This is a genomic window from Hyphomicrobium sp. DMF-1 (genome assembly GCF_027886585.1).
In the GTDB taxonomy this organism is placed as follows: Bacteria; Pseudomonadota; Alphaproteobacteria; order Rhizobiales; family Hyphomicrobiaceae; genus Hyphomicrobium_C; species Hyphomicrobium_C zavarzinii.
Window position 1 is genome coordinate 410,916 of the sequence record NZ_CP115706.1, and the last position, 26,637, is coordinate 437,552.

General features: G+C 63.6%; 29 protein-coding genes. 15 read left to right on the forward strand and 14 right to left on the reverse strand.

Features of this window, described 5'->3' with window-relative positions:
• Positions 1 to 55: 55 nt before the first annotated feature.
• The 4 genes from PE058_RS01800 to PE058_RS01815 all read left to right on the forward strand — a co-directional run bounded on the left by PE058_RS01800 (position 56) and on the right by PE058_RS01815 (position 3,008).
• Positions 56 to 946 (forward strand): ParB/RepB/Spo0J family partition protein, encoded by an 891-nt coding sequence (locus PE058_RS01800; RefSeq protein WP_271029692.1) that lies wholly within the window; start codon positions 56 to 58, stop codon positions 944 to 946.
• A gap of 176 nt (positions 947 to 1,122) precedes the next feature.
• Complete coding sequence (locus PE058_RS01805; RefSeq protein ID WP_271029693.1) at positions 1,123 to 1,446, forward strand: phosphoribosyl-ATP diphosphatase; 324 nt, start codon at positions 1,123 to 1,125, stop codon at positions 1,444 to 1,446.
• A gap of 59 nt (positions 1,447 to 1,505) precedes the next feature.
• Entirely contained in the window at positions 1,506 to 2,516 is a 1,011-nt protein-coding gene (coaA, locus tag PE058_RS01810) for a type I pantothenate kinase (protein WP_198011172.1), read from the forward strand.
• A 237-nt stretch (positions 2,517 to 2,753) separates the two neighbouring features.
• Complete coding sequence (locus PE058_RS01815; RefSeq protein ID WP_020085842.1) at positions 2,754 to 3,008, forward strand: hypothetical protein; 255 nt, start codon at positions 2,754 to 2,756, stop codon at positions 3,006 to 3,008.
• 86 nt (positions 3,009 to 3,094) lie between these two features.
• Here the strand turns inward: PE058_RS01815 and leuB are convergent, their stop codons facing one another.
• The 4 genes from leuB to dapB all read right to left on the reverse strand — a co-directional run bounded on the left by leuB (position 3,095) and on the right by dapB (position 6,429).
• The gene (gene leuB, locus PE058_RS01820; RefSeq protein ID WP_271029694.1) at positions 3,095 to 4,210 is read right to left on the reverse strand and encodes a 3-isopropylmalate dehydrogenase; all 1,116 of its coding nucleotides are present in this window, start codon (positions 4,208 to 4,210) and stop codon (positions 3,095 to 3,097) included.
• Between the two features lie 140 nt (positions 4,211 to 4,350).
• Entirely contained in the window at positions 4,351 to 4,947 is a 597-nt protein-coding gene (locus PE058_RS01825; protein WP_020085844.1) for a DUF4337 domain-containing protein, read from the reverse strand.
• A complete protein-coding gene (locus PE058_RS01830) occupies positions 4,934 to 5,581 on the reverse strand; it encodes a 2,3-bisphosphoglycerate-dependent phosphoglycerate mutase (protein ID WP_271029695.1) in 648 nt (215 codons plus the stop codon). Before PE058_RS01830 ends, PE058_RS01825 begins: the two co-directional genes overlap by 14 nt.
• 41 nt (positions 5,582 to 5,622) lie before the next feature.
• Entirely contained in the window at positions 5,623 to 6,429 is an 807-nt protein-coding gene (dapB, locus tag PE058_RS01835) for a 4-hydroxy-tetrahydrodipicolinate reductase (protein ID WP_020085846.1), read from the reverse strand.
• Between the two features lie 205 nt (positions 6,430 to 6,634).
• On the opposite strand from dapB, the gene PE058_RS01840 reads away from it, so the two are divergent.
• On the forward strand, positions 6,635 to 7,210 hold the full coding sequence (locus tag PE058_RS01840) for a hypothetical protein (protein ID WP_020085847.1): 576 nt from the start codon (positions 6,635 to 6,637) through the stop codon (positions 7,208 to 7,210).
• Between the two features lie 7 nt (positions 7,211 to 7,217).
• Here the strand turns inward: PE058_RS01840 and PE058_RS01845 are convergent, their stop codons facing one another.
• The 3 genes from PE058_RS01845 to PE058_RS01855 all read right to left on the reverse strand — a co-directional run bounded on the left by PE058_RS01845 (position 7,218) and on the right by PE058_RS01855 (position 9,968).
• The gene (locus PE058_RS01845; RefSeq protein WP_020085848.1) at positions 7,218 to 7,730 is read right to left on the reverse strand and encodes a GNAT family N-acetyltransferase; all 513 of its coding nucleotides are present in this window, start codon (positions 7,728 to 7,730) and stop codon (positions 7,218 to 7,220) included.
• A 165-nt stretch (positions 7,731 to 7,895) separates the two neighbouring features.
• Positions 7,896 to 8,348, reverse strand: a complete 453-nt coding sequence (locus PE058_RS01850; RefSeq protein ID WP_020085849.1) for a phasin family protein — start codon at positions 8,346 to 8,348, stop codon at positions 7,896 to 7,898.
• 282 nt (positions 8,349 to 8,630) lie between these two features.
• A complete protein-coding gene (locus tag PE058_RS01855) occupies positions 8,631 to 9,968 on the reverse strand; it encodes an ATP-dependent DNA helicase (protein WP_271029696.1) in 1,338 nt (445 codons plus the stop codon).
• Positions 9,969 to 10,388: 420 nt separating this feature from the next.
• On the opposite strand from PE058_RS01855, the gene PE058_RS01860 reads away from it, so the two are divergent.
• Positions 10,389 to 11,417 (forward strand): aspartate-semialdehyde dehydrogenase, encoded by a 1,029-nt coding sequence (locus PE058_RS01860; RefSeq protein ID WP_020085851.1) that lies wholly within the window; start codon positions 10,389 to 10,391, stop codon positions 11,415 to 11,417.
• A 107-nt stretch (positions 11,418 to 11,524) separates the two neighbouring features.
• Here PE058_RS01860 and PE058_RS01865 read toward each other — a convergent pair whose 3' ends face one another.
• The 5 genes from PE058_RS01865 to dapF form a co-directional block, all read right to left on the reverse strand.
• A complete protein-coding gene (locus PE058_RS01865) occupies positions 11,525 to 12,121 on the reverse strand; it encodes a septation protein A (RefSeq protein ID WP_271029697.1) in 597 nt (198 codons plus the stop codon).
• Between the two features lie 109 nt (positions 12,122 to 12,230).
• Entirely contained in the window at positions 12,231 to 12,839 is a 609-nt protein-coding gene (locus tag PE058_RS01870) for an inner membrane-spanning protein YciB (RefSeq protein WP_020085853.1), read from the reverse strand.
• A 79-nt stretch (positions 12,840 to 12,918) separates the two neighbouring features.
• Complete coding sequence (gene ftsY / locus PE058_RS01875) at positions 12,919 to 14,019, reverse strand: signal recognition particle-docking protein FtsY (RefSeq protein WP_271029698.1); 1,101 nt, start codon at positions 14,017 to 14,019, stop codon at positions 12,919 to 12,921.
• Positions 14,016 to 15,272 (reverse strand): tRNA (N(6)-L-threonylcarbamoyladenosine(37)-C(2))-methylthiotransferase MtaB, encoded by a 1,257-nt coding sequence (gene mtaB, locus PE058_RS01880; protein WP_020085855.1) that lies wholly within the window; start codon positions 15,270 to 15,272, stop codon positions 14,016 to 14,018. The genes ftsY and mtaB overlap by 4 nt, the downstream gene beginning before the upstream one ends.
• Positions 15,273 to 15,311: 39 nt before the next feature.
• Positions 15,312 to 16,217, reverse strand: a complete 906-nt coding sequence (gene dapF, locus PE058_RS01885; protein WP_040498100.1) for a diaminopimelate epimerase — start codon at positions 16,215 to 16,217, stop codon at positions 15,312 to 15,314.
• Between the two features lie 154 nt (positions 16,218 to 16,371).
• Here dapF and PE058_RS01890 point away from each other — a divergent pair, with 154 nt between their 5' ends.
• A complete protein-coding gene (locus PE058_RS01890; RefSeq protein ID WP_271029699.1) occupies positions 16,372 to 17,505 on the forward strand; it encodes a PQQ-dependent sugar dehydrogenase in 1,134 nt (377 codons plus the stop codon).
• Between the two features lie 56 nt (positions 17,506 to 17,561).
• On the opposite strand, the gene PE058_RS01895 is transcribed toward PE058_RS01890, so the two are convergent.
• Positions 17,562 to 18,059, reverse strand: coding sequence for an EF-hand domain-containing protein (locus tag PE058_RS01895; protein WP_083929150.1), 498 nt, complete (start codon positions 18,057 to 18,059; stop codon positions 17,562 to 17,564).
• 417 nt (positions 18,060 to 18,476) lie between these two features.
• Between PE058_RS01895 and ffh the strand changes: the two genes are divergently transcribed.
• The 5 genes from ffh to rimM all read left to right on the forward strand — a co-directional run bounded on the left by ffh (position 18,477) and on the right by rimM (position 22,210).
• A complete protein-coding gene (ffh, locus tag PE058_RS01900; RefSeq protein WP_271029700.1) occupies positions 18,477 to 20,036 on the forward strand; it encodes a signal recognition particle protein in 1,560 nt (519 codons plus the stop codon).
• 97 nt (positions 20,037 to 20,133) lie between these two features.
• A complete protein-coding gene (gene rpsP, locus PE058_RS01905; RefSeq protein ID WP_020085859.1) occupies positions 20,134 to 20,505 on the forward strand; it encodes a 30S ribosomal protein S16 in 372 nt (123 codons plus the stop codon).
• 322 nt (positions 20,506 to 20,827) lie between these two features.
• Positions 20,828 to 21,010, forward strand: a complete 183-nt coding sequence (locus PE058_RS01910) for a hypothetical protein (RefSeq protein ID WP_020085860.1) — start codon at positions 20,828 to 20,830, stop codon at positions 21,008 to 21,010.
• A 209-nt stretch (positions 21,011 to 21,219) separates the two neighbouring features.
• A complete protein-coding gene (locus tag PE058_RS01915; RefSeq protein WP_020085861.1) occupies positions 21,220 to 21,597 on the forward strand; it encodes a hypothetical protein in 378 nt (125 codons plus the stop codon).
• A 22-nt stretch (positions 21,598 to 21,619) separates the two neighbouring features.
• A complete protein-coding gene (gene rimM, locus PE058_RS01920) occupies positions 21,620 to 22,210 on the forward strand; it encodes a ribosome maturation factor RimM (RefSeq protein ID WP_271029701.1) in 591 nt (196 codons plus the stop codon).
• An 8-nt stretch (positions 22,211 to 22,218) separates the two neighbouring features.
• Here the strand turns inward: rimM and PE058_RS01925 are convergent, their stop codons facing one another.
• Positions 22,219 to 23,481, reverse strand: coding sequence for an FAD-dependent monooxygenase (locus PE058_RS01925; RefSeq protein WP_271029702.1), 1,263 nt, complete (start codon positions 23,479 to 23,481; stop codon positions 22,219 to 22,221).
• 124 nt (positions 23,482 to 23,605) lie between these two features.
• On the opposite strand from PE058_RS01925, the gene tesB reads away from it, so the two are divergent.
• The 3 genes from tesB to PE058_RS01940 all read left to right on the forward strand — a co-directional run bounded on the left by tesB (position 23,606) and on the right by PE058_RS01940 (position 26,450).
• On the forward strand, positions 23,606 to 24,508 hold the full coding sequence (tesB, locus tag PE058_RS01930) for an acyl-CoA thioesterase II (protein WP_020085864.1): 903 nt from the start codon (positions 23,606 to 23,608) through the stop codon (positions 24,506 to 24,508).
• A 239-nt stretch (positions 24,509 to 24,747) separates the two neighbouring features.
• Positions 24,748 to 25,086, forward strand: a complete 339-nt coding sequence (locus PE058_RS01935) for a P-II family nitrogen regulator (RefSeq protein ID WP_026868007.1) — start codon at positions 24,748 to 24,750, stop codon at positions 25,084 to 25,086.
• A gap of 44 nt (positions 25,087 to 25,130) precedes the next feature.
• Positions 25,131 to 26,450, forward strand: a complete 1,320-nt coding sequence (locus PE058_RS01940) for an ammonium transporter (RefSeq protein ID WP_020085866.1) — start codon at positions 25,131 to 25,133, stop codon at positions 26,448 to 26,450.
• The last annotated feature ends 187 nt before the right edge of the window (positions 26,451 to 26,637 follow it).

A 26,637-nucleotide genomic window follows, 5' to 3' on the forward strand; every position in this document is an offset into this window, starting at 1 on the left:
GTACTGTGTAGTCGGGAGCGGTATGGAAAGCACCCGGGAGAAAACAGGTCAGGTCATGAATTCAGCGCTACCGAAAAGCCGGCTGGGCCGGGGGTTGGCCTCTCTCATTGGGGAATCGCCGCAGGCGCATCCGCGTTTGCCTGCGGAGGGTGAGCAGCGGCTTGCGCCGGTTGAACAGCTTCGGAGCGGGCAGTTCAATCCGCGCAAGGATTTCGCCGAGCAGGATCTGGCGGAACTCGCCGAATCGATCCGAACCAAGGGCTTGGTTCAGCCGATTGTCGTGCGACCGCACCCCGAGGACATGCAGGCTTTCGAGATCGTGGCCGGCGAGCGGCGCTGGCGAGCGTCGCAGAAGGCCGGTCTGCATATGGTCCCGATCATTGTGCGGGACCTTTCGGACCGCGAGGTTCTCGAACTTGCGATTATCGAAAATGTCCAGCGCGCGGATCTCAACGCCATCGAAGAGGCGAACGGCTATCGCGAGCTGATCGAGCGGTTCGACTACAGCCAGGAGCAGGTGTCCGAAATCATCGGCAAGAGCCGGAGCCACGTGGCCAACACGTTGCGGCTGCTCAGGCTTCCGGATTCAGTTCAGGCTTACGTGCAGGAGGGAAAGCTCACTGCAGGGCATGCCCGCGCCCTCGTGGGCCGGGACGACGCCGAGGCGCTCGCCCAGCGGATTTTGGAACAGGACCTCAACGTCCGCGAAGCGGAAGCGCTGGTTCAGGCCGGGCCGATTGGCGTGCCGGGCAATACGGGTGCGAATAAGGTTCGAGAGAAGGATCCGGATACAAAAGCCTTCGAGAAAGAGCTGGCGGACTCCCTTGGGCTCAAGGTGGAGGTCAAGCGCGGCTCGGGCGAGAGCGGAAATCTGGTCATCAAGTACGGCAACTTCGACCAGCTCGACTATATTCGTATGCGCCTGATAGGCATGCCGGGCGGTTGAGCCGTGACGTCGAGGGCGGCCGCGGGACTAGGTCCAAATTGGGCGGCTGCGACGGCAGACTTGTTGCGGTGGAGCGTGGCAGTTCTTCTCGGGCCGTGGCCCTGCGTTTTCCTATTTCGCATTTCCCGGCTCGAACCTCTTGATTTCGATCCCGAAATGCTCTGGGGTTCTTCGCCATGAGCACCGATATTCTTTTCCGGCTGGCGGAGACGATCCGCGCCCGCCGTTCCGAATCCGCGGAAAAATCCTACACGCGCCAGCTCCTGCTGGCCGGGCCTGAGCGTTGCGCCAAGAAGCTCGGCGAGGAAGCGGTCGAAACCGTTATCGCGGGCGTTAGCCAAAGCGACGAAGCGCTGCGTGCGGAAGCAGCCGATTTGCTTTATCACTTGCTGGTGTTGCTCGAAGCGCGCGGCGTTGCTCTTGAAGATGTCCTGGCCGTTCTGCAAAGCCGCACCGTCCAGTCTGGACTTGCTGAAAAATCATCCAGAAATTCTTCGTGAGTGTTGTCCTGCCTTCAGAATTCTTTGGAGAAGCCGCAAGGCTTCCTGGTGATCCGCAAATGAGTATGGCGCGGGATACTGCGGCGGCACGAGAGACGGGGCGCCTCGAGCTCGTCGGGGCGCCCGGAAAAGACATCCAATTCTCTCCTTATCGTGTTTTTACCCGCGAGGAGTGGGCCAGGCTTCGAGCCGACACGCCCATGACGCTGGCGCCCCAGGAGCTCGAGCTTCTGTCGGGTCTGCTCGAGGAGCTCAGCGTTGAAGAGGTGGAGACGATTTATCTTCCCCTCTCCCGCCTCCTCAATCTCTACGTGGCGGCGGCGCAGAAGCTTCATGCGGTCAGCTCGACGTTTCTCGGCCGGACCGACTGCAAAGTGCCCTTCATCATCGGTGTGGCGGGGTCGGTTGCGGTCGGTAAGAGCACGACCGCCCGCGTGCTCAAGGCGCTGCTCGCGCGCTGGCCGGACCATCCGCGCGTCGACCTTATCACGACAGATGGATTTCTGTTTCCCAACAAAGAGTTGGAAGCGCGAGATCTGATGAACCGGAAAGGCTTTCCGGAGAGCTTCGATACCACGCGGCTGTTGAAGTTCCTGGCGGATGTGAAGAGCGGCAAGGAGCGCATCGAGGCGCCGGTCTACTCGCATTTCCACTACGACATCATCTCCGGTCAGAAGATCGTAGTCGAGCGTCCGGATATCCTGATCGTCGAGGGGCTTAACGTGCTGCAGCCCGCCACGTTCGAGCGGGGCAGCGAGGCGGGTCCTTATGTTTCGGATTTCATCGACTTCTCGATCTTCATCGATGCGGATCCGAGCCTAATCGAGACATGGTACCTGGAGCGCTTCATGCGGCTCCGGAGCACGGCGTTTCGCGATCCAGCTTCCTTTTTCCATCGCTACGTCACGCTCACGCACGACAACGCCGTGGCGCGGGCGCTCGAGATTTGGCGCTCGATCAACCTCAAGAACCTCTCCGAGAATATCCTGCCGACGCGGCCGCGGGCCCGGCTGATTCTGCGCAAATCGCAAGATCACAGCGTCAGTACGGTGGCGCTTCGGAAGCTCTGATGCCCGAGATGATTCGCGCTCTTTTGCCTCTGTTGCATTGCGATAGTGGATGTCCGCACGCCTAAACATTGGGCTACGGACCGTTTGCCTACGCTATTTTTTGAGAAAAATGTCCCCGTGTGCCCGCGACTTGAGGGCTCCCGACCTAAATCGGGAAGTTTTCCCTCTAGACTTGCTGCGTCGCAGCAACAAAATAAGGGAAAGTTTCTCGGTTCTTAGCTCACAAGGAGACACACTATGAAGCGCATTCTCGCCGCCGCAGCCGCTCTCGCCCTTTGCTCGGGCGCTGCTCTCGCCGACGACAAGCCGACTGCCGACGAGGCCGCAAAGATCAAGGCCGCCGTTGCCGATTGGGGCTGCGAAGGCGGCGAGTACGAAAAGGAGACCGAGGGCACGGGCGTGTTCGAGGCCGAGGACGTGAAGTGCAAGCAGGGTCAGTACGACTTCCGTCTCGACAAGGACTTCAAGGTATTCGTGATCACGAAGGACTAATACGTCCCTTCGACTGAATTCAAAGGGCGCCTCTCCTTGAAGAGGCGCCCTTTTTATTTGCGGATCACGCTGCTCTGCGGCTTCGATCAGGCCGTAAGAGTTTCGAGCTTGCCCAGGATCGCGGCGCCCATTTCCGAGGTGCCGACCTGGCGCATGCCGGGCTGCATGATGTCGCCGGTGCGATAGCCGTCTGAGAGCACGGCGGCGATGGCCTTATCGATGAGGTCGGCTTCATCGGACATTCCGCACGAGTAGCGGAGCGCCATGCCGAAGCTCGCGATGGTGGCGATCGGGTTCGCAAGGCCCTTGCCGGCGATGTCAGGGGCCGAGCCGTGGACCGGCTCATAGAGAGCGAGGCGCTTGCCGGTCTTCTCGTCGGCGGCGCCGAGGGACGCGGACGGCAGCATCCCGAGCGAGCCGGTCATCATGGCGGCTTCGTCCGACAGCACGTCGCCGAACAGATTGTCGGTGACGATGACGTCGAACTGCTTCGGATTGCGGATGAGCTGCATGGCGCAGTTGTCGGCCAGGATGTGCTCGAGCTTTACGTCCGGGGCGTAAGACTTGTGGGTGGCGGTCACCACCTCGTTCCAGAGCACGCCGGTCTTCATCACGTTGCGCTTCTCTGCGGAATGGACCTTGTTCGAGCGCTTGCGGGCGAGGTCGAAGGCGACCTTCGCGATGCGCTCGATCTCGCGCGTCGTGTAGAGCTGGGTGTCGACGGCGCGCTTCTGGCCGTCCTCAAGAGTGACGATCTCCTTCGGCTCGCCGAAATAGACGCCGCCGGTCAGCTCGCGCACGATCATGATGTCGAGGCCTTCCACCAGCTCGCGCTTGAGGGAGGAGGCATCGGCAAGTGCCGGATAGCAGATCGCAGGGCGGAGATTGGCGAAGAGATCCAGATCCTTGCGGAGACGGAGCAGGCCAGCCTCGGGGCGGACGGCATAGGGAACCTTGTCCCACTTGGGGCCGCCCACGGCGCCGAAGATCACGGCATCGGAGGCTTTGGCCTTGGCGATGCAGTCGTCGGTGACGGCGACGCCGTGCTTGTCGTAGGCCGAGCCGCCGACGAGGTCGCTCTGGGTCTCGAACTTGTGCTTGCTGCTCGTCTTGTTGAAGAACGCGATGATGCGCTCGACCTCGGCCATGGTCTCGATGCCGATGCCGTCACCCGGGAGAAGAAGCAGCTTGTGCGTCGTCATGATGAAAGAGGTTCCGTCAAAAAGGTGGGATTTCGCTGGCGCGGTACTAGCGCGATGGCGGATAGGCGGCAAGCCGCACATGCGGGGGGCGGTCATTAACCCTCGCGCCCGGACAGACATCGAGCAGGATGCGAGGGGTCTCAGCCGATGAAGGGAATGTCGAGAAAAAGGGAAAAGCCGTTGATGGTCATGAAGGTGCCGAGAGCACCCATCACCGCGCTCGTGATCAGCAGCGTCGAGCCACCGGAGATGATGGCTACACCGCCCAGCACGATGGCGATCTGCAGCAACGCCTCGCCATAGTCGAAATAGGGATCCTGGCGCATGGCAACGTCTCGCTCGGCTTCGAGCGCCTTGCCGCGGTTGAACAGCTCGTCGAGCCCTTCGTTGGTCTTGGGATTCGAGGTGAGCTCTGCGTCGATCTTCTTGTAGTCGGCGATCTTTGCTTCGATGGCGGCGCGTGCCTCGGCCGTGAGCGCAGGATTGCTCAGCACCGTCAGCTCGAGCTGGTCAACCTCGAGACGCAAGGTGTGGCGGCGCATGTTCTTCGCCTGGAAGAAGCCCCAGACATTGGTCGCCTCGATGTTCTTGAGGGTCGCTTCCTTGGATGCGTTGCCGCCGCCCATGGAACAGATGGCGAGAATTACGGCGAGAACGCCGATGTAGACGCCAATCCAACGGTCGCGGTCGCGCTGATTTTCGTCGCCTGCTTCGCGGCCGAGATCATCCCAGACCACTATCGCGGCCCTCCGAGCGAACGAGCTCACGATACTCCGCGACGTCGCCGGTATCGGTCATGCGGTAGACCTGCGGGGCGGCCGTTGCAAGCTCGCGATCGAGGATCTGGTGCTCGTCCAGCTTTTCGAGGTGCATGATCAGGGCGCGCAGAGAATTTCCGTGCGCGGCGATAATGACGTTCTTGCCGGCGGCGACGTGCGGCCAGATCACATTGCGATAGTAAGGCTGCACGCGGGCTGCCGTGTCCTTGAGGCTCTCGCCGCCCGGCGGGGGCGTGTCGTAGCTGCGGCGCCAGGCGAGCACCTGCTCTTCGCCCCACCTGGCGCGGGCTTCTTCCTTGTTGAGGCCGGACAGCTCGCCGTAGTCGCGCTCGTTGAGAGCGGCGTCCTCGATCACTTCCGGCGTCGGCCCGCCGATCTCACCCAGGATGATATCCAGCGTATGCTGAGCGCGTTTCAGCTTGCTGGTGAAGGCGATGTCGAAGCGAAGTCCTTCGGACTTCAGAACGCGACCGGCCCAGCAGGCTTCGATCACGCCCTTGTCCGTCAGATCCGGATTACGAATTCCGGTGAAAATGTTCTTCTTGTTCCATTCGCTTTCGCCATGCCGCACGAGCACAAGTCGGTTCGTCATGGACCCAATCCGTTTCGTTCTTTGCAGCGTCGACATTTCGTCTAAAGCCCCAATACATCGCTCATGTTGAACAGGCCCGGACCTTTGCCCTGGCCCCAGAGCGCCGCCTTGACGGCGCCACGCGCGAAAATGCTACGGTCGGCGGCGCGATGCGTGATCTCTATCCGCTCGCCTTCGCCGGCAAATACCACCGTATGATCGCCGACTACGGTGCCGCCGCGCAGGGTGGCGAAACCGATGTCGCCACGGCGGCGCGGGCCGGTGTGGCCGTCCCTCGATCTTACGCTGTGTGTCTTGAGATCGATTCCTCGCCCTTCGGCCGCTGCGGCCCCCAGCATCAAAGCCGTGCCGGATGGGGCGTCAACCTTCTGGCGGTGATGCATCTCGACGATCTCGATGTCGAAATCAGCGTCGAGGGCTTCCGAGATGCGCCGCGTGATGGCCGTCAGCAGATTGACGCCGAGGCTCATGTTGCCTGCCTTGATGACCGTAGCGTGGCGGGCGGCCGCTTTTATCGCGGCTTCATCGCTTTCGCTGAGGCCTGTGGTGCCGATGACGTGCACGATGCGGGCGTTCGCGGCGAGCCCGGCCATCTCGATGGTGGCGGCGGGAATCGTGAAGTCGATCACGGCGTCGCTCTTGGCGGCGGCCTCCAACGGATCGGAGGAGACGGCCACGCCCAATGGCGCAAGTCCGGCGAGTGTGCCGACGTCGGATCCGATGTGGGGAGAGCCTGGGGGTTCGGTGCCGGCGCTCACGATGCAGCCCGGGGTGGCAGAGACCACGCGGACGAGCTCGCGGCCCATGCGGCCGGCCACTCCCGTCACGGCGATTTTGATCTCGCTCATCACAACCTCGCGGGTTCGATTGGGCGCCGATATAGCAATGGAGGGGGCTGAGAGGAAGTGCGGCTCTTGTGTCGGGGGCAGGTTCTCAACTGCGGCAGAGGTCCGGCAACCGCGGAAGGGGCGTCTTCGCCATTTTGTCCCGGATTTTGGCCATGATGGCGTGTAGAACGGGGGACTTCCAGGTTTGTCAGCCCACGGGGTTAAGATGGCCTTCCGCCCGGCCTGTCTGACCATATCGATCATCGTACTTTGGTACGGTGGGGCTCATGCCGTGCAGCAAGTGAAAAGTCTCTACACCGCAATTGACCTCGCGGCGTGCCGAACGGTTGCGGGCGCGCGCCACAAGCCGGCGCGGCTTTGCGAGGGGCTGCCCGGCTATCCGGTCTATGTGGCGGAGGGCAAACGGGGCGTCTATCTCAGTGTCGGGCCAAATGCGGCCGAGCGGCGCGCCGCTCAACAAACGCTGAAAGCTTTCAATACTTTGTCGGACAAGAGCGGTAATCGTTCGACGGTGGAGTGGCGCTTTGTCGTGCGCAACGAGAAACCGGTGCCGTACGCGACGATCGTCCGTTACTTCACGCAAGGCACGGGTGGCGCGGGCGAGGTGCTGGTGGTCGCGCGGGTGACGGAGCGCGAAACCTGCCACATCGCCTATGTGGATGCGCTGGCGACGCCGGATGCGATCGTGCTCGCGCGCAAGATCGCCGATACGAAAGCGCGGTCCGGAACTTGTCCGGCGGAACCTTCGGTACAAGGGCTTACGGGGCGCAGCCCGATGTGAGGGGCGGTCAGGAGGACCAGGCGAACGCGATCTTTTCGAGCTTCTGGTCGCCGATCGTCTCGAAGGCCTGCTTCACGGGGCGTCCGCCCCGGCGCCAGTAAAAATCCGTCGCCATGGTGTTCTGAGCGAGAGCCCAGACGATCAGACCTTTGAGACGCCGTTGATCGAGGCTGTGACGGCAGGCCTCGAACAGATGCTCGCCGAGGCCCAATCCTTGATGGACCGGCGCGATATAGAGCTCGTAGATCTCGCCTTGATAGGGGCCGCGTGTGCGCGAGAAGCCGAGCGTGGCATAGCCGACGATGGCTCCGGACTTTTCAAGCACGATGAGGCTGTCGCCACTGCGAATGACGCTCGTCCACCATTCGGCACCGCGGCGGCGGATCATGTTTTCGAGGTGGAGATGCGGGATGATCCCGCGATAGGCCTGCTGCCAAGATTGCGAGAAAGTCTCGGCGACGGACGTGGCGTCGGCGAGCTTGCCTTTCCGGATCTTGATATCGGAACGCGACCCTAACATCCCTTCACTATAGCGCTTATTTCGGAGGGCGGAAGGCTATCCGGGGTGAGGTTCAGAAAAAAACCAGAAGGCGCCAGCAAAACGCCCGGCGATCGAAATCGCCGGGCGTTGCTCATGTCTCAACCGTCTTCTGCGTGCTGCGATCAGCACGAGCCGATCCGAAGATCAGCCGGCCTTCTTGATCTGCTCGAAGGTCTTCGTGGCAGCCGAGTTCAGGCTGTCGAGGGTCTGCTGTGCAACCTTGGTCGAGAGCTCGAACAGCTCCTTCGACTGGGCGCCGGCAGTGGTGAACTGCTGCTGCACGAACACCGTCTGAAGACGAAGGAACTCGGGCAGCGTCTTGGCGCGAGCGAGAGCCTCGGCGGCCTGGAAGACAGCTTCCGTGTTGGTCTCGGTGTTCTTGAGGACCTTGTCGCTGAGCGACTTGGCGCCGGCCTGGGCAGTGACGATCACTTCCTCGATGACCTTCACGCCGTCCTTCGCGACGGTGTTGAACTTGCCGTAGGTCTCGCGGGCCTTGGAAACGCTGTCCTCGGCGATGGCCTGGACCTGGTCCGGGATGCGGGCTTCCTTGGCGGCAGAGAAGAACTCTTGGGTCTGGCGGGCGAAATCGTTCACGGGGGGCTCCTATGGGAAAATGTATGCGGCTAATTGCGAGTCAGGGCGCGGCCGGATCGGACTGCGAAAAATGAATGTGCGAACCGGTGCGTCCAAGCTTGTGATGCGTAACATAGCAGAGAATTATTGCAGTGCAACATGAAAAAATGTTGCTTCGCAGTAAGCGCCTCTGACCCATATCTGGCTTGGGTTAACGCGGTCCGCACGGCGTTAAGGAAAGCAGCGGAGTCAGGGATTGTTTCGCACATGCGAAATATTCGTGACGGTTCATTCTCTTAGGCGCTAAAGGCTTGGGAAAAGGTCGCGGTACCCCATGGCGGCGCGATCGAAGAGAATGTCGCGGGGCTCCAGCTTGCGGGCCAGCGCGAGCCCCTCCAACGAGCGGCACCGCGACAAAGCGACATAGGCTTGTCCGTGGGCGAAGGTGCCCCGGCCGAGATCGATATACACGTTTTCGAGAGTGAGACCCTGCGCCTTGTGGATTGTGAGCGCCCAGGCGAGCCGCACGGGGAACTGTTTGAACGTACCGGCTACGGTGCCGACGATCTTCTCCTGATCCTTGTCGTAGGCGTAGCGGCGCTGCTCCCAGCTCGCGGGCTCCAGCTCGTGCTCCCGGCCGCCGACCTCGATGAAGACTTTTTTCTCCTCGAGGCGGGAAATGCGCGCGATGGTCCCGTTCACCCAGCGGCGGTCGGAGTCGTTGCGAAGGAGAATAATCTTTGCGCCGGCCTTGAGAGTGAGCGCGGTGTCGGTCGGTTGTGACGCCTGCGTGAAATCTCCTGTTATTCCAGCGTCATAGGTGTGCGCCCTGCCGGGAAGCGCGTCGAGATAGGCGGTATTGATGCGATGGGCGGCCGCGTTCGTCGGGGTGAGGATGACGAATTTTTCTCCCTCGCTTAGGGTGCGTATGGGAGCCACGCGCTCGTTCAGTTGGGAGAGGTCGTCCTCGTCGGCCTCGCCATCGCGGATGCGGTTCAAGACGGAGATGAGGCCTTCATCGCTCTGGCGGAACACCTGAGTGAGCTCGAGGCGGGTGGTGCCCGCGCCTTCGCCCAAGGCCGGGACCGAGAAGAAGAAGGGACCGCCGAACTCCGACTCGAGATGCTGGGCGACCTCCACCTCCTGCACGACCGGCGGAAGCTGATGCAAGTCGCCGAACAGTATGAGGCGCACGCCGCCGAAGGGCTCGCGGGGGCGCCCGCGGTTGACGCGCAAAGACTGGTCGATGGCCCACATCAAGTCCGAGCGGACCATCGAGACCTCGTCGATGACGAGATACTTGAGCTTGCGCATGATGGTGCCGTTCCGGCTCCGCCGGATGTCCTCGAGGCGGAGGAGGCGGGGCGGCAGGCCGAAGAAGGAATGAATGGTCTGCCCGCCGACGTTGACGGCGGCGAGCCCGGTGGGGGCCAGCACCACCATCTCGGAGTCGACGGCGTTGCGAAGTCCCCGCAGCAGCGTGGATTTTCCGGTTCCGGCGCGGCCGGTGACGAACAGGTGGCCGCTGTCCTCGCGCACGAACGCTAGCGCGGTGCGGTACTCGTCGGTCGGGGTGATGCCTTCCGGCCAGAGACCAGCATCGGCGGGATCGGGGATCAGGGCTGGCGAGTGGGGCGGCACGGGCAACCTTTTGATGGCGACGGGTTCCGACCTAAGGCGATGCTCGCCCTCGTGTCAAAGAACGGTGTGGGTTTTCCCGTCCGGTGGCGGATTTGGCGTGTGCCGCTGCAATCCGGGAGCCGTGTCTGAGCACCGGCCTCCGCCGGTGTGACGCAGGTTTGGGGCAACCGGTCTCCTTCTTGGAACATCATCCTGGCGCTGGGACGGAGCTAAGTTTTGTGGTGCGGCCAGGAGCCAGAGACATCAGGAACTGAGCAAACACTTCCGAGGCGGCCGCCATTACGACGAAATGGTCCTTGAAAGGGGGGGCTGGCGCGCGTAAGTGAAGCCCGCCGTCGGATTTTTTCCGACGCGTTCTCAAGCCACCGCCGGAATTTGTCGTCGTCGACCCTCCGGCGGTTCAATAGGGACTCCTGAGCCATGGGCTACAAAGTTGCTGTCGTGGGTGCGACCGGTAACGTCGGCCGCGAGATGATGAACGTGCTCACCGAGCGCCGGTTTCCGGCCGACGAGATCTTTGCGATCGCGTCGCGCCGCTCGCTCGGCACCGAAGTTTCGTGCGGCGACCAGACGCTCAAATGCCAGGATCTCGAGCAGTTCGATTTCTCGAAAGTCGACATCTGCCTGATGTCGGCCGGTTCCGCCGTGTCCAAGGAGTGGAGCCCGAAGATCGGCGCCAAGGGCGCCGTGGTGATCGATAACTCATCGTACTGGCGCTATGACCAGGACGTGCCGCTGATCGTGCCCGAAGTGAACGCGGACGCGATTTCCGGCTTCGCCAAGAAGAATATCATCGCCAACCCCAACTGCTCGACCGCGCAGATGGTGGTGGCGCTGAAGCCGCTGCACGATGCCGCCAAGATCAAGCGCGTTGTGGTTTCGACCTACCAGTCCGTGTCGGGCGCCGGCAAGGATGCGATGGACGAGCTGTGGGCGCAGACCAAGGCCAAGTACGTGCCCGGCCAGGACGTGGAGCCGAACAAGTTCCCCAAGCAGATCGCCTTCAACTGCATTCCTCATATCGACGTCTTCATGGAAGACGGGTTCACGAAAGAGGAATGGAAGATGGTCGCCGAGACCAAGAAAATCATGGACCCGAAGATCAAGCTCACGGCCACGTGCGTGCGCGTGCCGGTGTTCGTCGGTCATTCGGAGTCGGTCAACATCGAGTTCGAGCGTCCGATCTCGGCTGACGAAGCGCGCGAGATCCTGCGTGATGCGCCGGGCGTGCTGGTGGTCGACAAGCGCGAGCCTGGCGGCTACGTGACGCCGGTCGAGGCTGCCGGCGAGTATGCCACCTACGTGTCGCGCATCCGCGAGGACACCACCGTCGAGAACGGTCTCGCGCTTTGGATCGTTGCGGACAACCTGCTCAAGGGCGCCGCGCTCAACGCAGTGCAGATTGCCGAGACGCTGATCAGCCGCAATCTGCTGAAGGCCGCCGCCTGAGCAGGTTCGGGTCGTTTCAGAACTGCCAAGGGCGCGTGGAGTGATCCGCGCGCCCTTTGTGTTTTCGAACTTGCGAGGATGAGCGAGGTGTGCGCGGAGGCGCTGGGCTATTCGCCCGCCGCGTCCTTGTTCAGCGCGTGGCGTTGAAGGAGCCCGACCTGCGAGATGGCGAAGGCCATCGTGATCGGCATGATGCCGAAGACCTTGAACGTCACCCATTGGTCGGTGGTCAGCAGGCGCCACGCGAACTCGTTCAGGATGGCGAGGAACACGAAGAAGCAGGCCCAGCGAAAGGTGAGCTTCCTCCAGCCTTCGTCATCGAGCGAGAACACGTCTCCGAACAGGTAGCTGAGCAGGGATTTCTTGAAGAAGAGGCCGCCGAACAGGACGGCGGCGAAGATGCTGTTCACGATGGTCGGCTTGAGCTTGATGAAAAGCTCATCCTGCAGCCAGAGCGTGAGGCCGCCGAACACGAGCACCACCACGCCGGAGACCAGAGGCATCACCGGAACGCGGCCGAACAGGAAGCGCGAGGCGATGAGGGATGCTGCCGTGGCCGCGATGAAGCAGCCGGTGCCCCAGAAGATTCCGGCCCGCGAATTGACGATGAAAAACACCACGAGCGGGCCGAGCTCGACGAGGAACTTCATGAGCTGCTGAGAGCCGCTTTCCTGTGTTCCGGTCTTCATTTCCGTCTGGCTCATGACTCTCAGTCCGCTGTCCGCTCGCAGGTTTCACTCGTGTGACCATAGACGGCCATGGTGGCAAAAGAAACGCTGGCCGCTCCGGACCTGTCGCCGGTCTGCGCGCCGCTCAAAGGTGGTGCTTGCTCATCCACTTGGTCAGTAGCCACGCGTAGAGGCCGCTCATCGGCAAAACGATGAAAAGCTTGAAGGCGATCCAGATGTCCACGCCGTTCATGGCGTGACCGAAGATCGTATAGACGTGATCGTCCTTGAAGCTGACGCGCACCACCTCGTTCAGCACCGCCGTGAACAGGAAGAACCAGGCGAAGCTGCGGGTGAAGGTGTCCCACCCTTCCTTGGTGTAGTGGAACGTCTTCTCGAACACGTACTGGAAGAAATTGCGGTTCGTCCAAAGGCCGATGAACAGGAAGCCCGCGAACAGTGCGTTGAAGATGGTGACCTTGATCTGCACCCACATGGGATCGTGCGTGATCAGCGTCAGGGCGCCGAAGACGATCGTGACCGTCGAGGCGATCAGCGGGAAAATCGGCGGCCTGCGGAACATGTAGATCATGGCCACGATGGCGAGCAGCGTGGTGAGGATCAGGGCCCAGGTGCCCGCGTTGATGCCGTAGGCCGCGTTGACCACGAACATCGTCACGAGTGGTCCGAACTCGCTCAGGATGTTGACGGTCTGCTCGGCGTTGAACGGATAGAGGCGCTTGCGGGGGCTCATGATCGCTCGGTGACCTTCGGTTTATTTTCTTAGTGCCACATCGCCAGGCGCATTGCTCCCGGCCGTTGCAGCTCAAGTTTCAAATTTCGGCAATGGCGCGTGCATAGTCCTTGGCAGAGAAAGATTGCAAATCGTCGACACCTTCGCCGACGCCGATCGCGTGAACGGGCAGGGCGTGCTTGGCGGCAATGGCGACCAGGATGCCACCGCGGGCGGTGCCGTCCAGCTTGGTCATTACGAGGCCAGTGACGCCTGCCCGATCGCGGAACACCTCGACCTGCTGCATGGCGTTCTGGCCGGTGGTGGCGTCCAGCACCAGGATGACGTCATGGGGCGCGCTGGGATCCACCTTGCGCATGACGCGGACCACCTTCTCCAGCTCGGCCATGAGGCCTTCCTTATTCTGAAGCCGTCCGGCGGTGTCGACGAGAAGCACGTCGAACTTGCCTTCCTGCGCGTCCTTCAGGGCGTCGAAGGCGAGGCCGGAGGCATCCGATCCCACATCGCGGGCGAGCACGGGCACGCCGGTGCGCTCGCCCCAGACCTTGAGCTGGTCGATCGCGGCGGCGCGGAAGGTGTCGCCGGCGGCCAGCATAACGCGGCGCCCCTCGCGGGTGAGCTTCGCGGCGAGCTTGCCGATGGTGGTCGTCTTGCCGCTGCCGTTCACGCCGAGCACGAGCACGACGTGAGGTTTGCGCGTCTCGTCAATGACGAGCGGACGGGCCACGGGCTCCAGCACACGCGCGACTTCCTCGGCCAGGGTCTCGCGGATCTCCTCGCTCGAGATCTCCTTGTCGAAACGGCCCTTGGCGAGCGCGGTGGTGATCCGGCTCGATGTTTCGATGCCGAGGTCTGCGGCGAGCAGGACTTCCTCGAGCTCGTCGAGCGTGTCCTGGTCGAGCTTCCGCTTCGTGACGAGGCCGGTGATGCTTTCGGTGAGGCGCGAGGACGTTTTGGAAAGGCCCGATTTCAGGCGCTCGAACCAGCCCTTGCGCTGAGGCGGCTCGGGGGTGACGGCGGCGACGGGTGGTTCGCTCTTCTCTTCCGGCGCAGGTGCGGGCTCCGCGCGGGCCGTGGCCTCGCTCGCCTGTTCGTCGGAGGGCGGCGGAGAAGGCTCGTTCGAGGAGCCGCCCAGCCAGCGACCAAAAAAGCCCTTCTTCTTCGGTTCGTTCGTGCTCACGAGAGGACCATTCCAGTCAGGCGGCGCCCATCGTTTGGACCAAGCGTGGCCCAATGAAAGGTGCCGATCGGCGCTTCGCGATCGACGCGCACCTCCGCATACTGCGGCGTGCGCCCGGTGTCGCTGCGCTCCATGAGAATTTCAATGCGCTCGCCCTGCTGGCGATCGAGAAAGCGGGCGTGAGCGCGCTCTCCCTCCCGGCGCAGGCGCGCGGCGCGCTCTTTGACTGCCGCGCGATCGACCTGCGGCATGCGAGCCGCAGGTGTGCCCTTGCGTGGCGAGAAAGGAAATACGTGGAGATACGTGAGGCCGCAGTCCGCCACGAGATCGAGCGTGTTTTCGAACATGGGCTCGGTCTCGGTCGGAAAGCCGGCGATGAGATCGGCGCCGAATACCATGTCGGGCCTCAAGCGGCGCGCTTCCTCGCAGAAGCGGATCGCATCGTCGCGCAAGTGACGGCGCTTCATGCGCTTCAGGATGAGATCGTCTCCGGCCTGCAGCGAGAGATGAAGATAGGGCATGAGCCGCGGCTCGGTGGCGATGGCGTCGAGCAAATGCTCGTCGGCTTCGATCTGATCGATGGAGGAGAGGCGGAGGCGGCGCAGCTCCGGCACGTGCGTGAGCACCTGCTTCACCAGGCGGCCGAGCGACATGCGCCCGGGAAGGTCGGCGCCGTAGGAGGTTATGTCGACGCCGGTGAGGACGATCTCGGGGTACCCGGCTTCGACCAGCTTGCGGACCTGGGCGACGACCTCACCTGCCGGGACCGAGCGGGACGGGCCGCGTCCCATGGGAATGATGCAGAATGTGCAGCGGTGATCGCAGCCGTTCTGAATCTGCACGAAGGCGTGGGCGCGCGAGCCGAAGCGGTCAATCATGTGGAGCGCGGTGTCCTTCACGCTCATGATGTCGTTGACGGCGACCTGCTCCAGCGCGTCCGTTGCGAGCGCATGGAAGGTGTTGGCGTCGAGCTTCTCGGCATTGCCGACGACGTGGTCCACGCCCTCGATCTCGGCAAAGCGCTCGGGCTCGATCTGGGCGGCGCAGCCGGTGACGATGAGGCGCGCCTCGGGATGATCGCGGCGCAGCTTGCGGATCGTCTGCTTCGCTTGGCTCACGGCCTCGCCCGTGACTGCGCACGTGTTGACGATCACGCACTCGCCGAGGCCGGCCGCGGCAGCGTGGCGGCGCATGACTTCGGACTCGTAGGCGTTGAGGCGGCAGCCAAGCGTAACGATCAGGGGTTCGGGCATCACGTTATGGGAGCTTTGGCACTGAAGCTTCTGGGCTGATTAGGGCAAACGGCCTTCGGGAACAAGGCAGGGCTGCCCCTTAGCCGCTGCGGCAAGCTCGGCTTCCAGGATGCCCTCGTGCTCCATCTCCACCGGACCTGTCATGAGAATGTGGTTGTTCGGGGCCCATTCTATGGTCAATGGGCCGCCGGGCAGGGTGACGGTGACCTTGCGCTCGGTCAGCTTCTTGCGCATGGCGGAAACGGCGGAGGCGCAGGCGGCGGTGCCGCAGGCGCGCGTCAGGCCGGTGCCGCGCTCCCAGGTGCGGATCTTCATCGTGGTGGGAGAGGTGACCTCGGCGAGACTCACGTTCACCCGCTCGGGGAAGAGGGGGTGGTTTTCGATCAGCGGGCCGAAACGGCCGAGATCGTAAGTCTCTACCGGCCGATCGACCCAGAATACCACGTGGGGATTCCCGACGTTCACCACCGAAGGGGAATGCAGGACCGGCTTCTCGATCGGGCCGATCTGCAGCTCGATGGCGCGGGTGTCGTGGAACTTCTCCGCGAGCGGAATCTCGTCCCAGCCGAAACGCGGCTCGCCCATGTCCACCGTGATTGCGCTCATGTCCTTCACGGACACGGCGAGGATTCCGGCGCGCGTCTCGAAGTTGAAGTGCGTCTTGCCGCTGAGCCCGCGCTCCAGCCAGCCGATGCAGCGAGTGCCGTTGCCGCAGGCGGAGGATTCGGATCCGTCCGTGTTGAAAATCAACACGTAGGCTTCCGTATCCGCGGTGCGCGGGGGATAGAGCACCATCATCTGGTCAAAGGCGGTCTTCGGGTTTTCCGCGACAGCCTTGATCTCGGCGGGCTTCAGGCTCGAAGCCCCATCGCGAAGATCGAGAACGACGATCTCGTTGCCGAGTCCGTTCATCTTTACATAGCGGTGGGGAGTTGGCGCGCTCATGGGCCGACTATATGGGCGAAGCGGCGTCAAAAGACAATTGATGCGGGCACGTGGCGGGCGTGCGGCGTGACAAATGCGGCTCCGACCCCTTCGGCATCCCGTGTCGGCTTCCTAAATAGGGCGGATACCCGTTTCGAATTCCTAAGAGGTGTTCATGAGCTTTCGACTGGCCGTTTCCGCTCCCCTTTTGTTCCTGATGGCCACGCCTGTGTTTGCCGTGCAGACCAATTCTCCTGAAGCGTCAAAGACTCCCATCAAGCTCACGACAGTGGCCGAGGGGCTCGAGAACCCGTGGGGTCTCCAGTTTCTTCCCGATGGCCGGTATCTGGTCACCGAGCGGCCGGGGCGGTTGAGAGTGGTCGAGAAGGACGGAAAGCTCAGCCCGCCAATCAAAGGTGTGCCGGAAGTCTATGCCCAGGGCCAGGGCGGCCTGCTCGACGTGGCGCTCGCGTCCGATTTTGCCGAAAGCGGCCGCCTCTTTCTCTCCTATGCGGAGCCCAGGGGTGAAGGAAAGGCGGGCACCAGCGTGGCGCGCGCCAAGCTCGTTCTCGGTCCCGAAGGTGGCGAACTGCAGGACGTCACGGTGATCTTCCGGCAGGAGCCGGCCATCGTGAGCCCCAATCACTTCGGCTCGCGCATCGTGGTCACGCCGGACGGCACGCTGTTCGTGACCACGGGCGATCGCTTCAAGGCACGGCCGGAAGCGCAGAATCCCGCGAGCACCGTGGGCAAGGTGGTTCACATCACCGCCGACGGCGCGCCGGTTTCCGAAAAGCCCGTGAAGGATGGATGGGACCCGAAGGTGTGGTCCATCGGCCATCGCAACATGCAGGGCGCCACCTATGACGCGGCGGCCAAGCGGCTCTGGACTATCGAGCACGGGGCGCAGGGCGGCGATGAGCTCAATCATCCTGAGGCCGGAAAGAACTATGGGTGGGCCGTCATTACCTACGGCAAGGATTACTCGGGCGAGAAGATCGGCGAGGGCACGTCGAAGCCGGGGATGGAGCAGCCCGTGTACTACTGGGATCCCTCGATCGCGGTGTCGGGTCTTGCGCTCTACACGGGCGATCTCTTTCCGGAGTGGAAGGGCAACCTGCTCGTTGGCAGCCTCAAGTTCATGCAGGTGCAGCGTCTCGTGCTGAAGGACGGCGAGGTGATCGCACACGAGGTGCTGGCCGATGACATCGGCGAGCGGGTGCGCGACGTGCGGCAGGGGCCGGAGGGCGCCGTCTATGTGCTGACGGACGATTCCAACGGACGCCTCGTGCGCATCGAGCCGAAGTAGGCGGTCTTTTTCCTCATGGGAGGCCGGAAGGGCAGCGGTGGCGCTGCCCTTCATTTTTAGCGGCGCGGGATGGTCTGATCCGAGGTGCCGCCGTCGTCCTTGGGCTTCACCTTGTCGATGCCGTGCACCTGCACGGTCTCGGTGCGGTCGATCTGACAGTCCTGGTTGCGGTCGAGGAGCTTGAAGGCGACATTGGGCTTGCCCGTCATTTCCTCGAGCGTCACCCGGCCATCGCCGTTGGCGTCGTAGTAGGCGATATTGGCGATCTCGAAGAGACGGTCGCTTTTGACCAGCGTTTGATATTCCTGGGCGTCGAGGGCGCCGTCACCGTTGGCGTCGGCCTCTCGGAACGAGGTGGTGATGTACTGGGTCCACTCCTCGCAGGTGACGGTTCCGTTCTTGTCGAGGTCCCAGGTCTGCGCCGCGCCGATGAACGTGCGGTCGAAATCGTTGGTCTTGGCGAACGGATTGCCGCCCGAGGCGCAACCACCGGCCGCGACGGCCGATGCCAGAGCCAAGCCCGATAGCGCGCTTAAAGCGCGTCTCTGCAACATATGAGTCCTCCCCCTGGGGGTTCCCGGCCCCGTATCCCCGGGAATTCGTCTTCCCTGGGCTTAGATCTGTGCGGAATTATGGTTTGCCCGCCGCCGCCCTGACAATCCGTCAGGGTCCCGTGCCCACATTTTAAGGCCGAGTCGGTGAGGCAAGGCGTCGCGCCGGGCCGCCGTCCACCGGTTAATGGACTGAGCGTTGACAGTGGGCGCCTGATCGGTGATGGTGCCGCCAAATTCCGATGGCCCTGTTTTTCAGAGCCGCCGCCCTGCACATGGCCCACTTTTGGGACTTACGATCCGGTCCGGACCCCGAGGTTCGGCGCGATCTTGGTCCAAAGGAGCCGGGAGGCAGGGGGGTCCACACCCGACAGCGCGTCGCGCCCTCGGGTGCGTTTCCCGTTTTGCAGAAAGGTTTCGATGTTTCAATCGCTGTCAGACCGGCTGGGTCAAGTTTTCGAGAAGCTCACCAAACGCGGTGCGCTGACCGAGAACGACGTCTCCGAGGCGATGCGAGAGGTGCGCCGCTCGCTGATCGAGGCCGACGTGGCGCTCGATGTGGTTCGCGATTTCATCGATCGGGTGAAGACCAAAGCTATCGGCCAGGAGGTTCTGCGCTCGGTCACGCCCGGCCAGATGGTCGTCAAGATCGTCAACGACGAGCTGGTGCGGACGCTGGGCTCGGATGCGCAGCCGATCGATCTTCATGCCGCCCCGCCGGTCGCCATTCTGATGGCCGGCCTGCAAGGCTCCGGCAAGACGACCACTACGGCCAAGATCGCCTGGCGCCTCAAGAACCGCGACAAGAAGAAAGTGCTGATGGCGTCGCTCGACACGCGCCGTCCCGCGGCGCAGGAGCAGCTTCGCGTGCTCGGCGAGCAGACGGAGGTGCCGACGCTGCCGATCATCGCCGGGCAGACGCCGATCCAGATCGCCAAGCGTGCGATGGAGGCGGCGCGTCTCGGCGGCTATGACGTGGTGCTGCTCGACACCGCCGGCCGCACCACGCTCGACGAGGAGCTGATGGTCGAGGTGGCGGAGGTCAAAGCCGCCACGCAGCCGCACGAGATCCTGCTCGTGCTCGACAGCCTCACCGGCCAGGACGCCGTCAACACGGCCAAGGCCTTCGACAGCCGTCTCGGAATCACCGGCACCGTGCTGACGCGCGCCGACGGCGATGGCCGCGGAGGCGCGGCGCTTTCGATGCGCGCTGTCACCGGCAAGCCGATCAAGCTGCTCGGTACCGGCGAAAAGTGGGACGCGCTCGAAGACTTCGATCCGCAGCGTGTTGCCGGCCGCATCCTCGGCATGGGCGACATCGTCGGCCTCGTCGAGAAGGCGGCGCAGACGATCGACGTCGAGAAAGCGAAGTCGATCGCCCAGAAGATGAAGAAGGGCGAGTTCGATCTCGAGGATCTCGCCGAGCAGCTCGCGCAGATGGAGAAGATCGGCGGCATGGGTGGCGTGCTCGGCATGCTGCCCGGCATCGGCAAGATTAAGGCGCAGATCAACGAAGCCGGTCTCGAAAAGGATCTCAAGCGCCAGCGCGCGATCATCTCGTCGATGACGCCGAAGGAGCGCCGCCAGCCCAAGGTTCTGGATGCCAAGCGCAAGCGGCGCATCGCGGCCGGGTCCGGCACCAGGGTCGAGGACATCAACAAGCTGCTGAAGCAGCACCGGCAGATGGCCGACATGATGAAGGCCATGGGCAAGAACCGGGGGATGATGTCGCGCATGTTCGGCATGGGCGGCGGTGGCGGGCCGTCCGAGGCCGAGATCGCTCAAATGCAGGGCGAGCTCGCCAAGCTCGATCCGAAGGCGCTCGAGCAGTTGCCGGCCGATCTCAAGGATGCATTGCCGAAAGGATTGCCAGGGCTTGGAGGCGGCGGTGTTCCGCGGCTGCCGGGTCTTGGTGGCGGTTTGCCCGGACTTGGCGGGCAGCTTCCGAAATTCCCCGGTTTCCCGGGGAAGAAGAAATAGCGAATCCGGCAGCGACCACGGGCTCCGGATTTTCATCCGAGGCGCCGGCGAGCTGCCAAAGCAAAACTCGATACGAAAGAAGAAAGGACTTCATTCCATGTCAGCCAGGATCCGTCTTTCGCGCGGTGGCGCCAAGAAGCGGCCCTACTACTACATCGTCGTCGCGCACAGCGCCTCTCCGCGCGATGGGCGCTACATCGAGCAGATCGGCACCTTCGATCCGATGCTCAAGAAGGACAACCCGGAGCGGGTGAAGCTGAACCTCGACCGCTGCAAGCACTGGATCTCGGTTGGCGCGCAGCCGACCGACCGCGTCGAGCGCCTGTTCGACGGCGCCGGGCTTCTGAAGCGCGAGGCGCGCAACAACCCGCAGAAGTCGCAGCCGAAGAAGAAGGCTCAGGAGCGCGCTGCCGCCAAGGCGAAGGCCGCCGAGGAAGCTGCCGCCGCTGCTGCGGGCGGCGACGCGTAAGAGACGGCACCGTCTTAGCGCCGATATCTTCAGCACGGGCGTCCGGCCGTATGGGCCGGGCGCCCGTGTGCGTTTTGCTGGCCCACGGGCCCAAAGCTGCCGCTGCAATTCAGCATCAGTGACGAACTTGTTGCGGGTCCCTACCCGCCTGGGTGTCGCAGGGAAGCGCGAATTGTCATAGTTTTGAGATCAAGGCCGTCGTGGTCGAGGTGGGTCGGCGGCCCGTCTGTGCGGCAAAGGCTCTTGGGGGCAGGGGCGGCCGGTTGGCCGGCGCAAGTCCGGAAAACCGGGTGTTTCTGCGAAACATTCGGGGACTTTTTCGATGACATTGAGATCCAATCTCAGCGAGGCCGAGGCGGCCTGGTGGGATCGGCGTAACGAGGTGCTGGTCCAGGGGACCGCCCTTATGAGTGAGAAGCCCGACACCGATACGTGGACGAGGAAAGAGCGGCGGCTATGGCTCTACGCGCTCGCGATCGGCAACCGGATCGAGCGGCTGCAATAGCCCATCCGGGTTTTCCCTCGCCAGCCTTGGCGTCGCTCCTCGCGATTTAAGGATGCGAGGAGGTGATGGCTCTCGCGCCTGCAATCCGTGGTAGTTTAAGTCTCGCCGAGACAATCGGCCGTCTGACATTTGTCAGGCGCGCGGGCGCTGGCAGCGTTTCGCATTCATTCCGGCACGAATAACGAGCAGCAATTTGTTGGGCTGACGCGATGCTCGACGAAGGCGTTTACGGATTGCGTTTCGATCTTCTCCCAAGCGAAGGCGACGCTGGAGCAGGCCTGAGCGCCTGCGGCGACGGGCTCGCCGTTCTTCGCGGCGGACAGATTCTCGGCTCCGATCGCTATGGGGGTGTCTTCAAGGGATGCTACCGGTATGATGCCGTTCGCGGCGAGGCGCTCGTCGAGGTGCGGCTGGCGGTTCCTCCGAACGGGGTGCTGCTGACGGGGCTCGAAGCAGGGCCCGAGGGGGCCTTCGTCGATGTGTCGGGGCGCTTCCAGCCGCCCAGGCCGGTCTCGTCCGCAGTGGTGGACGTGTCCGGCGTTCCCATGGCGGTCGAACTGCGGTTCGTCGGCCCTCTCAAGCGTTGAAAACAGATAACGGCATTGATCGATGACGCAGGACGGCGGCGCGGGTGAGCGCAAATCGGTGCGGCGCGTGCTGCTCGGGCATGTGATGGGCGCTCACGGGATTCGGGGCGCGGTGCTGGTGCGCAGCCATACGGGCGACCCCGAAGCGATCGGCGACTATGGTCCGCTCGAGAGCGAGGACGGCAATGCGCGGTTCGTGCTTACGGTCGAGGGCGGCACGCAGAAGGGTCTCATCTGCCGCATCGACGGCGTGAAAGACCGCACGGCCGCCGAGAAGCTCAAGGGCGTCTCGCTCTACGTTCCGCGCGACCGGCTGCCACCCGCGGAGGAGGGCGAATACTACTACGCCGACCTCGTCGGGCTGGCCGCCGTGACGGAGCAAGGCGCTGCACTGGGCGCGGTGGTGGCGGTTCTCAATTTTGGGGCTGGTGACATTCTCGAGGTTCGCCCCGAAGGCAAGAGCCGCACAGAGCTCTATCCGATGACCGAGCAAGTCGTGCTGCGCGTGGATCTCGACGGGGGCACCATCGTGCTGTCACCTCCGGAGGAGGTGGATGCGGGCGATGAAGGGGCCGCAGAAGCGAACGAGGGAGAGGGGCAGGAGGACGCGTAACGTGCGCGTCACAGCCGCTCGGATTTGAAGAGCCGTGGCAGATCGCCAGTGAGGCCAGCCGCTTCCGACACGAGACGGCGCTTGAGGGCCGGCATCCGGTCCACGAGGCCGAGGCCGAAGTCGCGGGCGGCCCGCACCAGAAGCGCGTCGTTCGAGAACAGACGGTTCAGGCCATCGAAAGCCGCGGCGGAGAGGGCCGAGTCGAACCGGCGCCAGCGCTCGTAGCGGCCGAGCGTTTCCAGGTTGCCCGGATCCAGTCCGATGCGGAGCGTATCGACGACGATCTCGCTCAAGGCGGCGACATCGCGGAAGGCGAGGTTCACGCCCTGCCCAGCGATCGGGTGAACTCCATGGGCGGCATCACCGAGCAGCGCGAAGCGCGGCGCCACGTAAGCGCGTGCGAGGTGCATTTCGAGCGGCCATGCCTGGCGCGGTCCCGCAAGCGAAAGCTTGCCAAGGCGGCCGGCGACGCGCGTCTCGATCTCGGCGAGAAAGCCCTCGTCGTCGAGCGCCAGGATGCGCTTGGCCTCGTTCTCCTCCTCGCTCCAGGTGAGGCAGGCGCGGTTTCCAGGAAGCGGCAAAATCGCAAACGGACCGCCCGGCAGGAAGTGCTGCACGGCATGGCCGTTGTGCGGGCGCTCATGGGCAATGGTGGTGACGATTGCCGTCTGGCCATAACGCCAGCCGATGGTTTTGATGCCTGCGCCGTCACGGGAGGCGGAACGGCGCCCTTCAGCGCCGACGAGCAGCGCGGCGGCGATCGTGCTTCCATCGCGGAGTGTGACGGCGACGGCGCTGCCCGTATCGGTGAAGCTCGCAATCTCGCCTGGCACGATAAAGGTCAGGCTGGGGTCGGATGCGACGGAGCGATAGAGCGCCTGCTCGAGCGCCGTCGCGGGGACAATGTAGCTCGCGGGCTCGGCGCTGCCGGTCTCGCGCGCCTGATCGAGGTGGTTGTCGTATTTCAGCAGCACGGGGCGGATGCCGGCCTCGAGGCTCGAGTCCGTGATCTCGATCTCGCTCACGGGTTGCGCGGCAGCAGCCACGTCTTTCCAGATGCCGAGCGTGTCGAGCATGCGCTGTGCGCCTGCGGACAGGGCGAAGGCGCGGGCGTCGGGCAGAGGCGTGCCGGTGCGAGCTGTGCGATCGACGATGGCGATGCGAATTTCGTTTCCAAGCGCGGAGAGCAACGCGCGCGCGAAGGCGAGGCCAGCGAAGCTCGCGCCGGAGATCACAATGTCAAAACGTCGTGTCGCGTGCGTTTCGGCCATTGGCCCCCGCGGGGTTGTGAGGCGGGCGGAGGGCCAGCCTGCTACAGTTGGTTGCCTTGACCCATCCGGTCCGGCAGCCCATCGTCCGTCCCGCCGTGGTTAGCATCTTTTGCGGGGAGTCTCCATGTCTGCAGGTCAAGAGCAACCGTGCCGTGCGCTTGCCGGCCTGCTCGACATTCTCAATCTCGAGCCGCTGGAGCTCAATCTGTTTCGCGGGTTCACGCCGCAGGTGGGGTGGCGGCGCGTCTATGGCGGGCAGGTGCTCGGGCAGGCGCTGGTCGCGGCAGGGCGTACCGTGGCCGAGGCGCGGTCGATCCACTCTCTGCACGGCGACTTCCTGCTGGCGGGAGACCCCTCCCATCCGATCCTCTACGAGGTCGAGCGGACGCGTGACGGCGGCAGCTTCACCACCCGGCGGGTGAAGGCGATCCAGCACGGGCAGGCGATCTTCACCATGAGCGTTTCCTTCCACAAGGACGAGGAGGGCTATGAGCATGCGCTCACCATGCCGGACGTGCCGCCGCCCGAGGCTCTGCCCTCCGTCAAGGAGCTGATGGCGCAGCTCATCGACACGCTGCCGGAAAACATGCGCAGCTATTGGCAGCGCGAGAACCCGATCGAGCTGAGGCCGGTGGACGTCTCGCGCTACCTCAGCCGGGATCCGCAGCGCCCCGTGCAGCAGCACATCTGGCTCAAGGCCAATGGGCCGCTGCCGGACGATGCACGGCTCCACCAGTGCGTGCTCGCCTACGCTTCCGATTTCACGCTGCTCGACACCGCCCTGATCGGGCACGGCAAGCTGCTGTTCGATACCGACATCCAGCTTGCGAGCCTGGACCACGCCGTGTGGTTCCATCGTGCGTTCCGCGTGGACGACTGGCTGCTCTATGCGCAGGACAGTCCCAATGCGTCCGGCGCCCGCGGCTTCTGCCGGGGATCGTTCTTCACGCGTGACGGCCGGCTCGTCGCCTCCACGGCGCAGGAAGGGCTGATCCGGAAGCGGCAGACAGCTTTCCTGATTAAATAATCAGCAAACGCCGTTCAGTGCATAAAGCTTGGGCAGCTTCACGCTGTCCCCTTGCCTATTTTGTGGGCCTTCGTTTCAAAAATATGAATTGATTCAATCCCCTACGGGGGATGCCCGGACTTGGCACAGCTCTTGACTCTCTCTCCGTCGATTGTTGCCAGCGCAGTTGCTGGCGGCATGTCGGAGGCCTGTCTCACGCCTTCCAACGGAGCGGGGACGAAACTCAAGGGGTGCTCTCCATGAAGCTTATCACTGCAGTCATCAAGCCCTTCAAGCTGGAGGAGGTGCGGTCGAATCTGACCGACATCGGCCTTCAGGGCATGACCGTCACCGAGGTCAAAGGTTACGGCCGCCAGAAGGGTCACACCGAGGTCTACCGCGGCGCCGAGTACGCCGTGAGCTTCCTGCCCAAGATCAAAATCGAGGTCGTTGTGGCCGACGCGCTGGTCAACAAGGCGGTCGAAGCGATCGTGAAAGCCGCCAAGACCGGCCAAATCGGCGACGGCAAGATCTTCGTCTCCTCGATCGAGCACACCCTGCGCATCCGCACGGGTGAATCCGACGACGCGGCGCTCTGAACATGCGGGATGCACATAGCTTGAAAGACAGGGGAGTTCACGAAATGAAGTCTAACTTGTTCACACGTGCGACCGGGGTCCTCGCGACCGCTGCCGCGCTCTCGCTCGCCGCTCTGCCGGCGTTTGCGCAGGATGCAGCGGCGCCGGCGCCGACGCTCGACTCTGGCGACACGGCGTGGATGCTCGTCTCGTCCGTCATCGTGCTCATGATGGCCGTTCCGGGCCTCGCACTGTTCTACGGCGGCATGGTCCGCAAGAAGAACGTGCTCAACACCTGCGCGATGGTGTTCGCCACCGTCTGCTTGCTCTCGATCGTCTGGACCTTGTTCGGCTACTCGCTCGCCTTCACGGACGGCGGCGATCTGCAGGCCTACATCGGCGGCCTCTCCAAGGCTTTGCTCGCCGGTGTGACCAAGGACAGCCTGCAGGGCACCATCCCCGAGTCGCTGTTCGTTTTCTTCCAGATGACGTTCTTCGCCATCACTCCGGCGCTGATCATCGGCTCGGTCGTCGATCGCATGAAGTTCTCGAGCCTGCTCGTCTTCATGGCGCTGTGGTCCGTGATCGTCTACATCCCGGTCTGCCATTGGGTCTGGGGCGGCGGCTTCCTCTCCAAGGACGGCGTGCTCGACTTCGCAGGCGGCACCGTGGTGCACATCAACGCCGGTATCGCTGGCCTCGTCGCGTCGATCATGCTCGGCCGCCGCAAGGGCTACGGTGTCGAGAACCTCGCTCCGCACAACCTCGTCCTGACGCTGATCGGCACCTCGCTGCTGTGGGTCGGCTGGTACGGCTTCAACGCCGGCTCGGCCGTTGCCGCGAACTCGTCGGCTGCCATGGTCGCTCTCTCGACTCAGGTCGCCACGGCTGCCGCTGCGCTCGCGTGGATGGTCGTCGAATGGATCGTGCATCGCAAGCCGACCATTCTCGGCATCTGCTCCGGCGCCATCGCCGGCCTCGTCGCCATCACGCCTGCTTGCGGCTTCGTCGATCCGATCGGCGCGATCTTCATCGGCCTGGCTGCCGGCGTGATCTGCTACATCGCCTCGACGGCTGTGAAGCGCGCGCTCGGCTATGACGACAGCCTCGACGTGTTCGGCGTCCATGGCGTCGGCGGCATCGTCGGCGCAGTGCTTACGGGCGTGTTCGCGAAGGAAGCTATCGGCGGCACGGCGGGTGCTCTCGAGGGCAACGTCGGCCAGGTCTGGACGCAGGTCTACGGCGTGCTTGCCACCATCGCATGGTGCGCGGTCGCGACGTTCGTGATCCTGCTCGTGATCCGCATCGTGATGGGTCTGCGCGTGTCGGAGGCCGTCGAGGTCGAAGGCCTCGATGCAGGTCTCCACGGCGAGACCGTGCAGTAAGACCACTCGGCCGGCGGTCTGCGCCGCCGGCCGATCGGCTCTTTCTCTCTCGCGGCTCCGGAGCGCAAGCTTCGGGGCCGTTTTTCTTGCGTGCGTGGTCGTCACGCGCTTCAGCGCGTATCGGCAGCGGCCGTGCCGCACAAATAATGGGCTCGATCGAGAATCTGCCTGAAATTCGGGCCTCGGA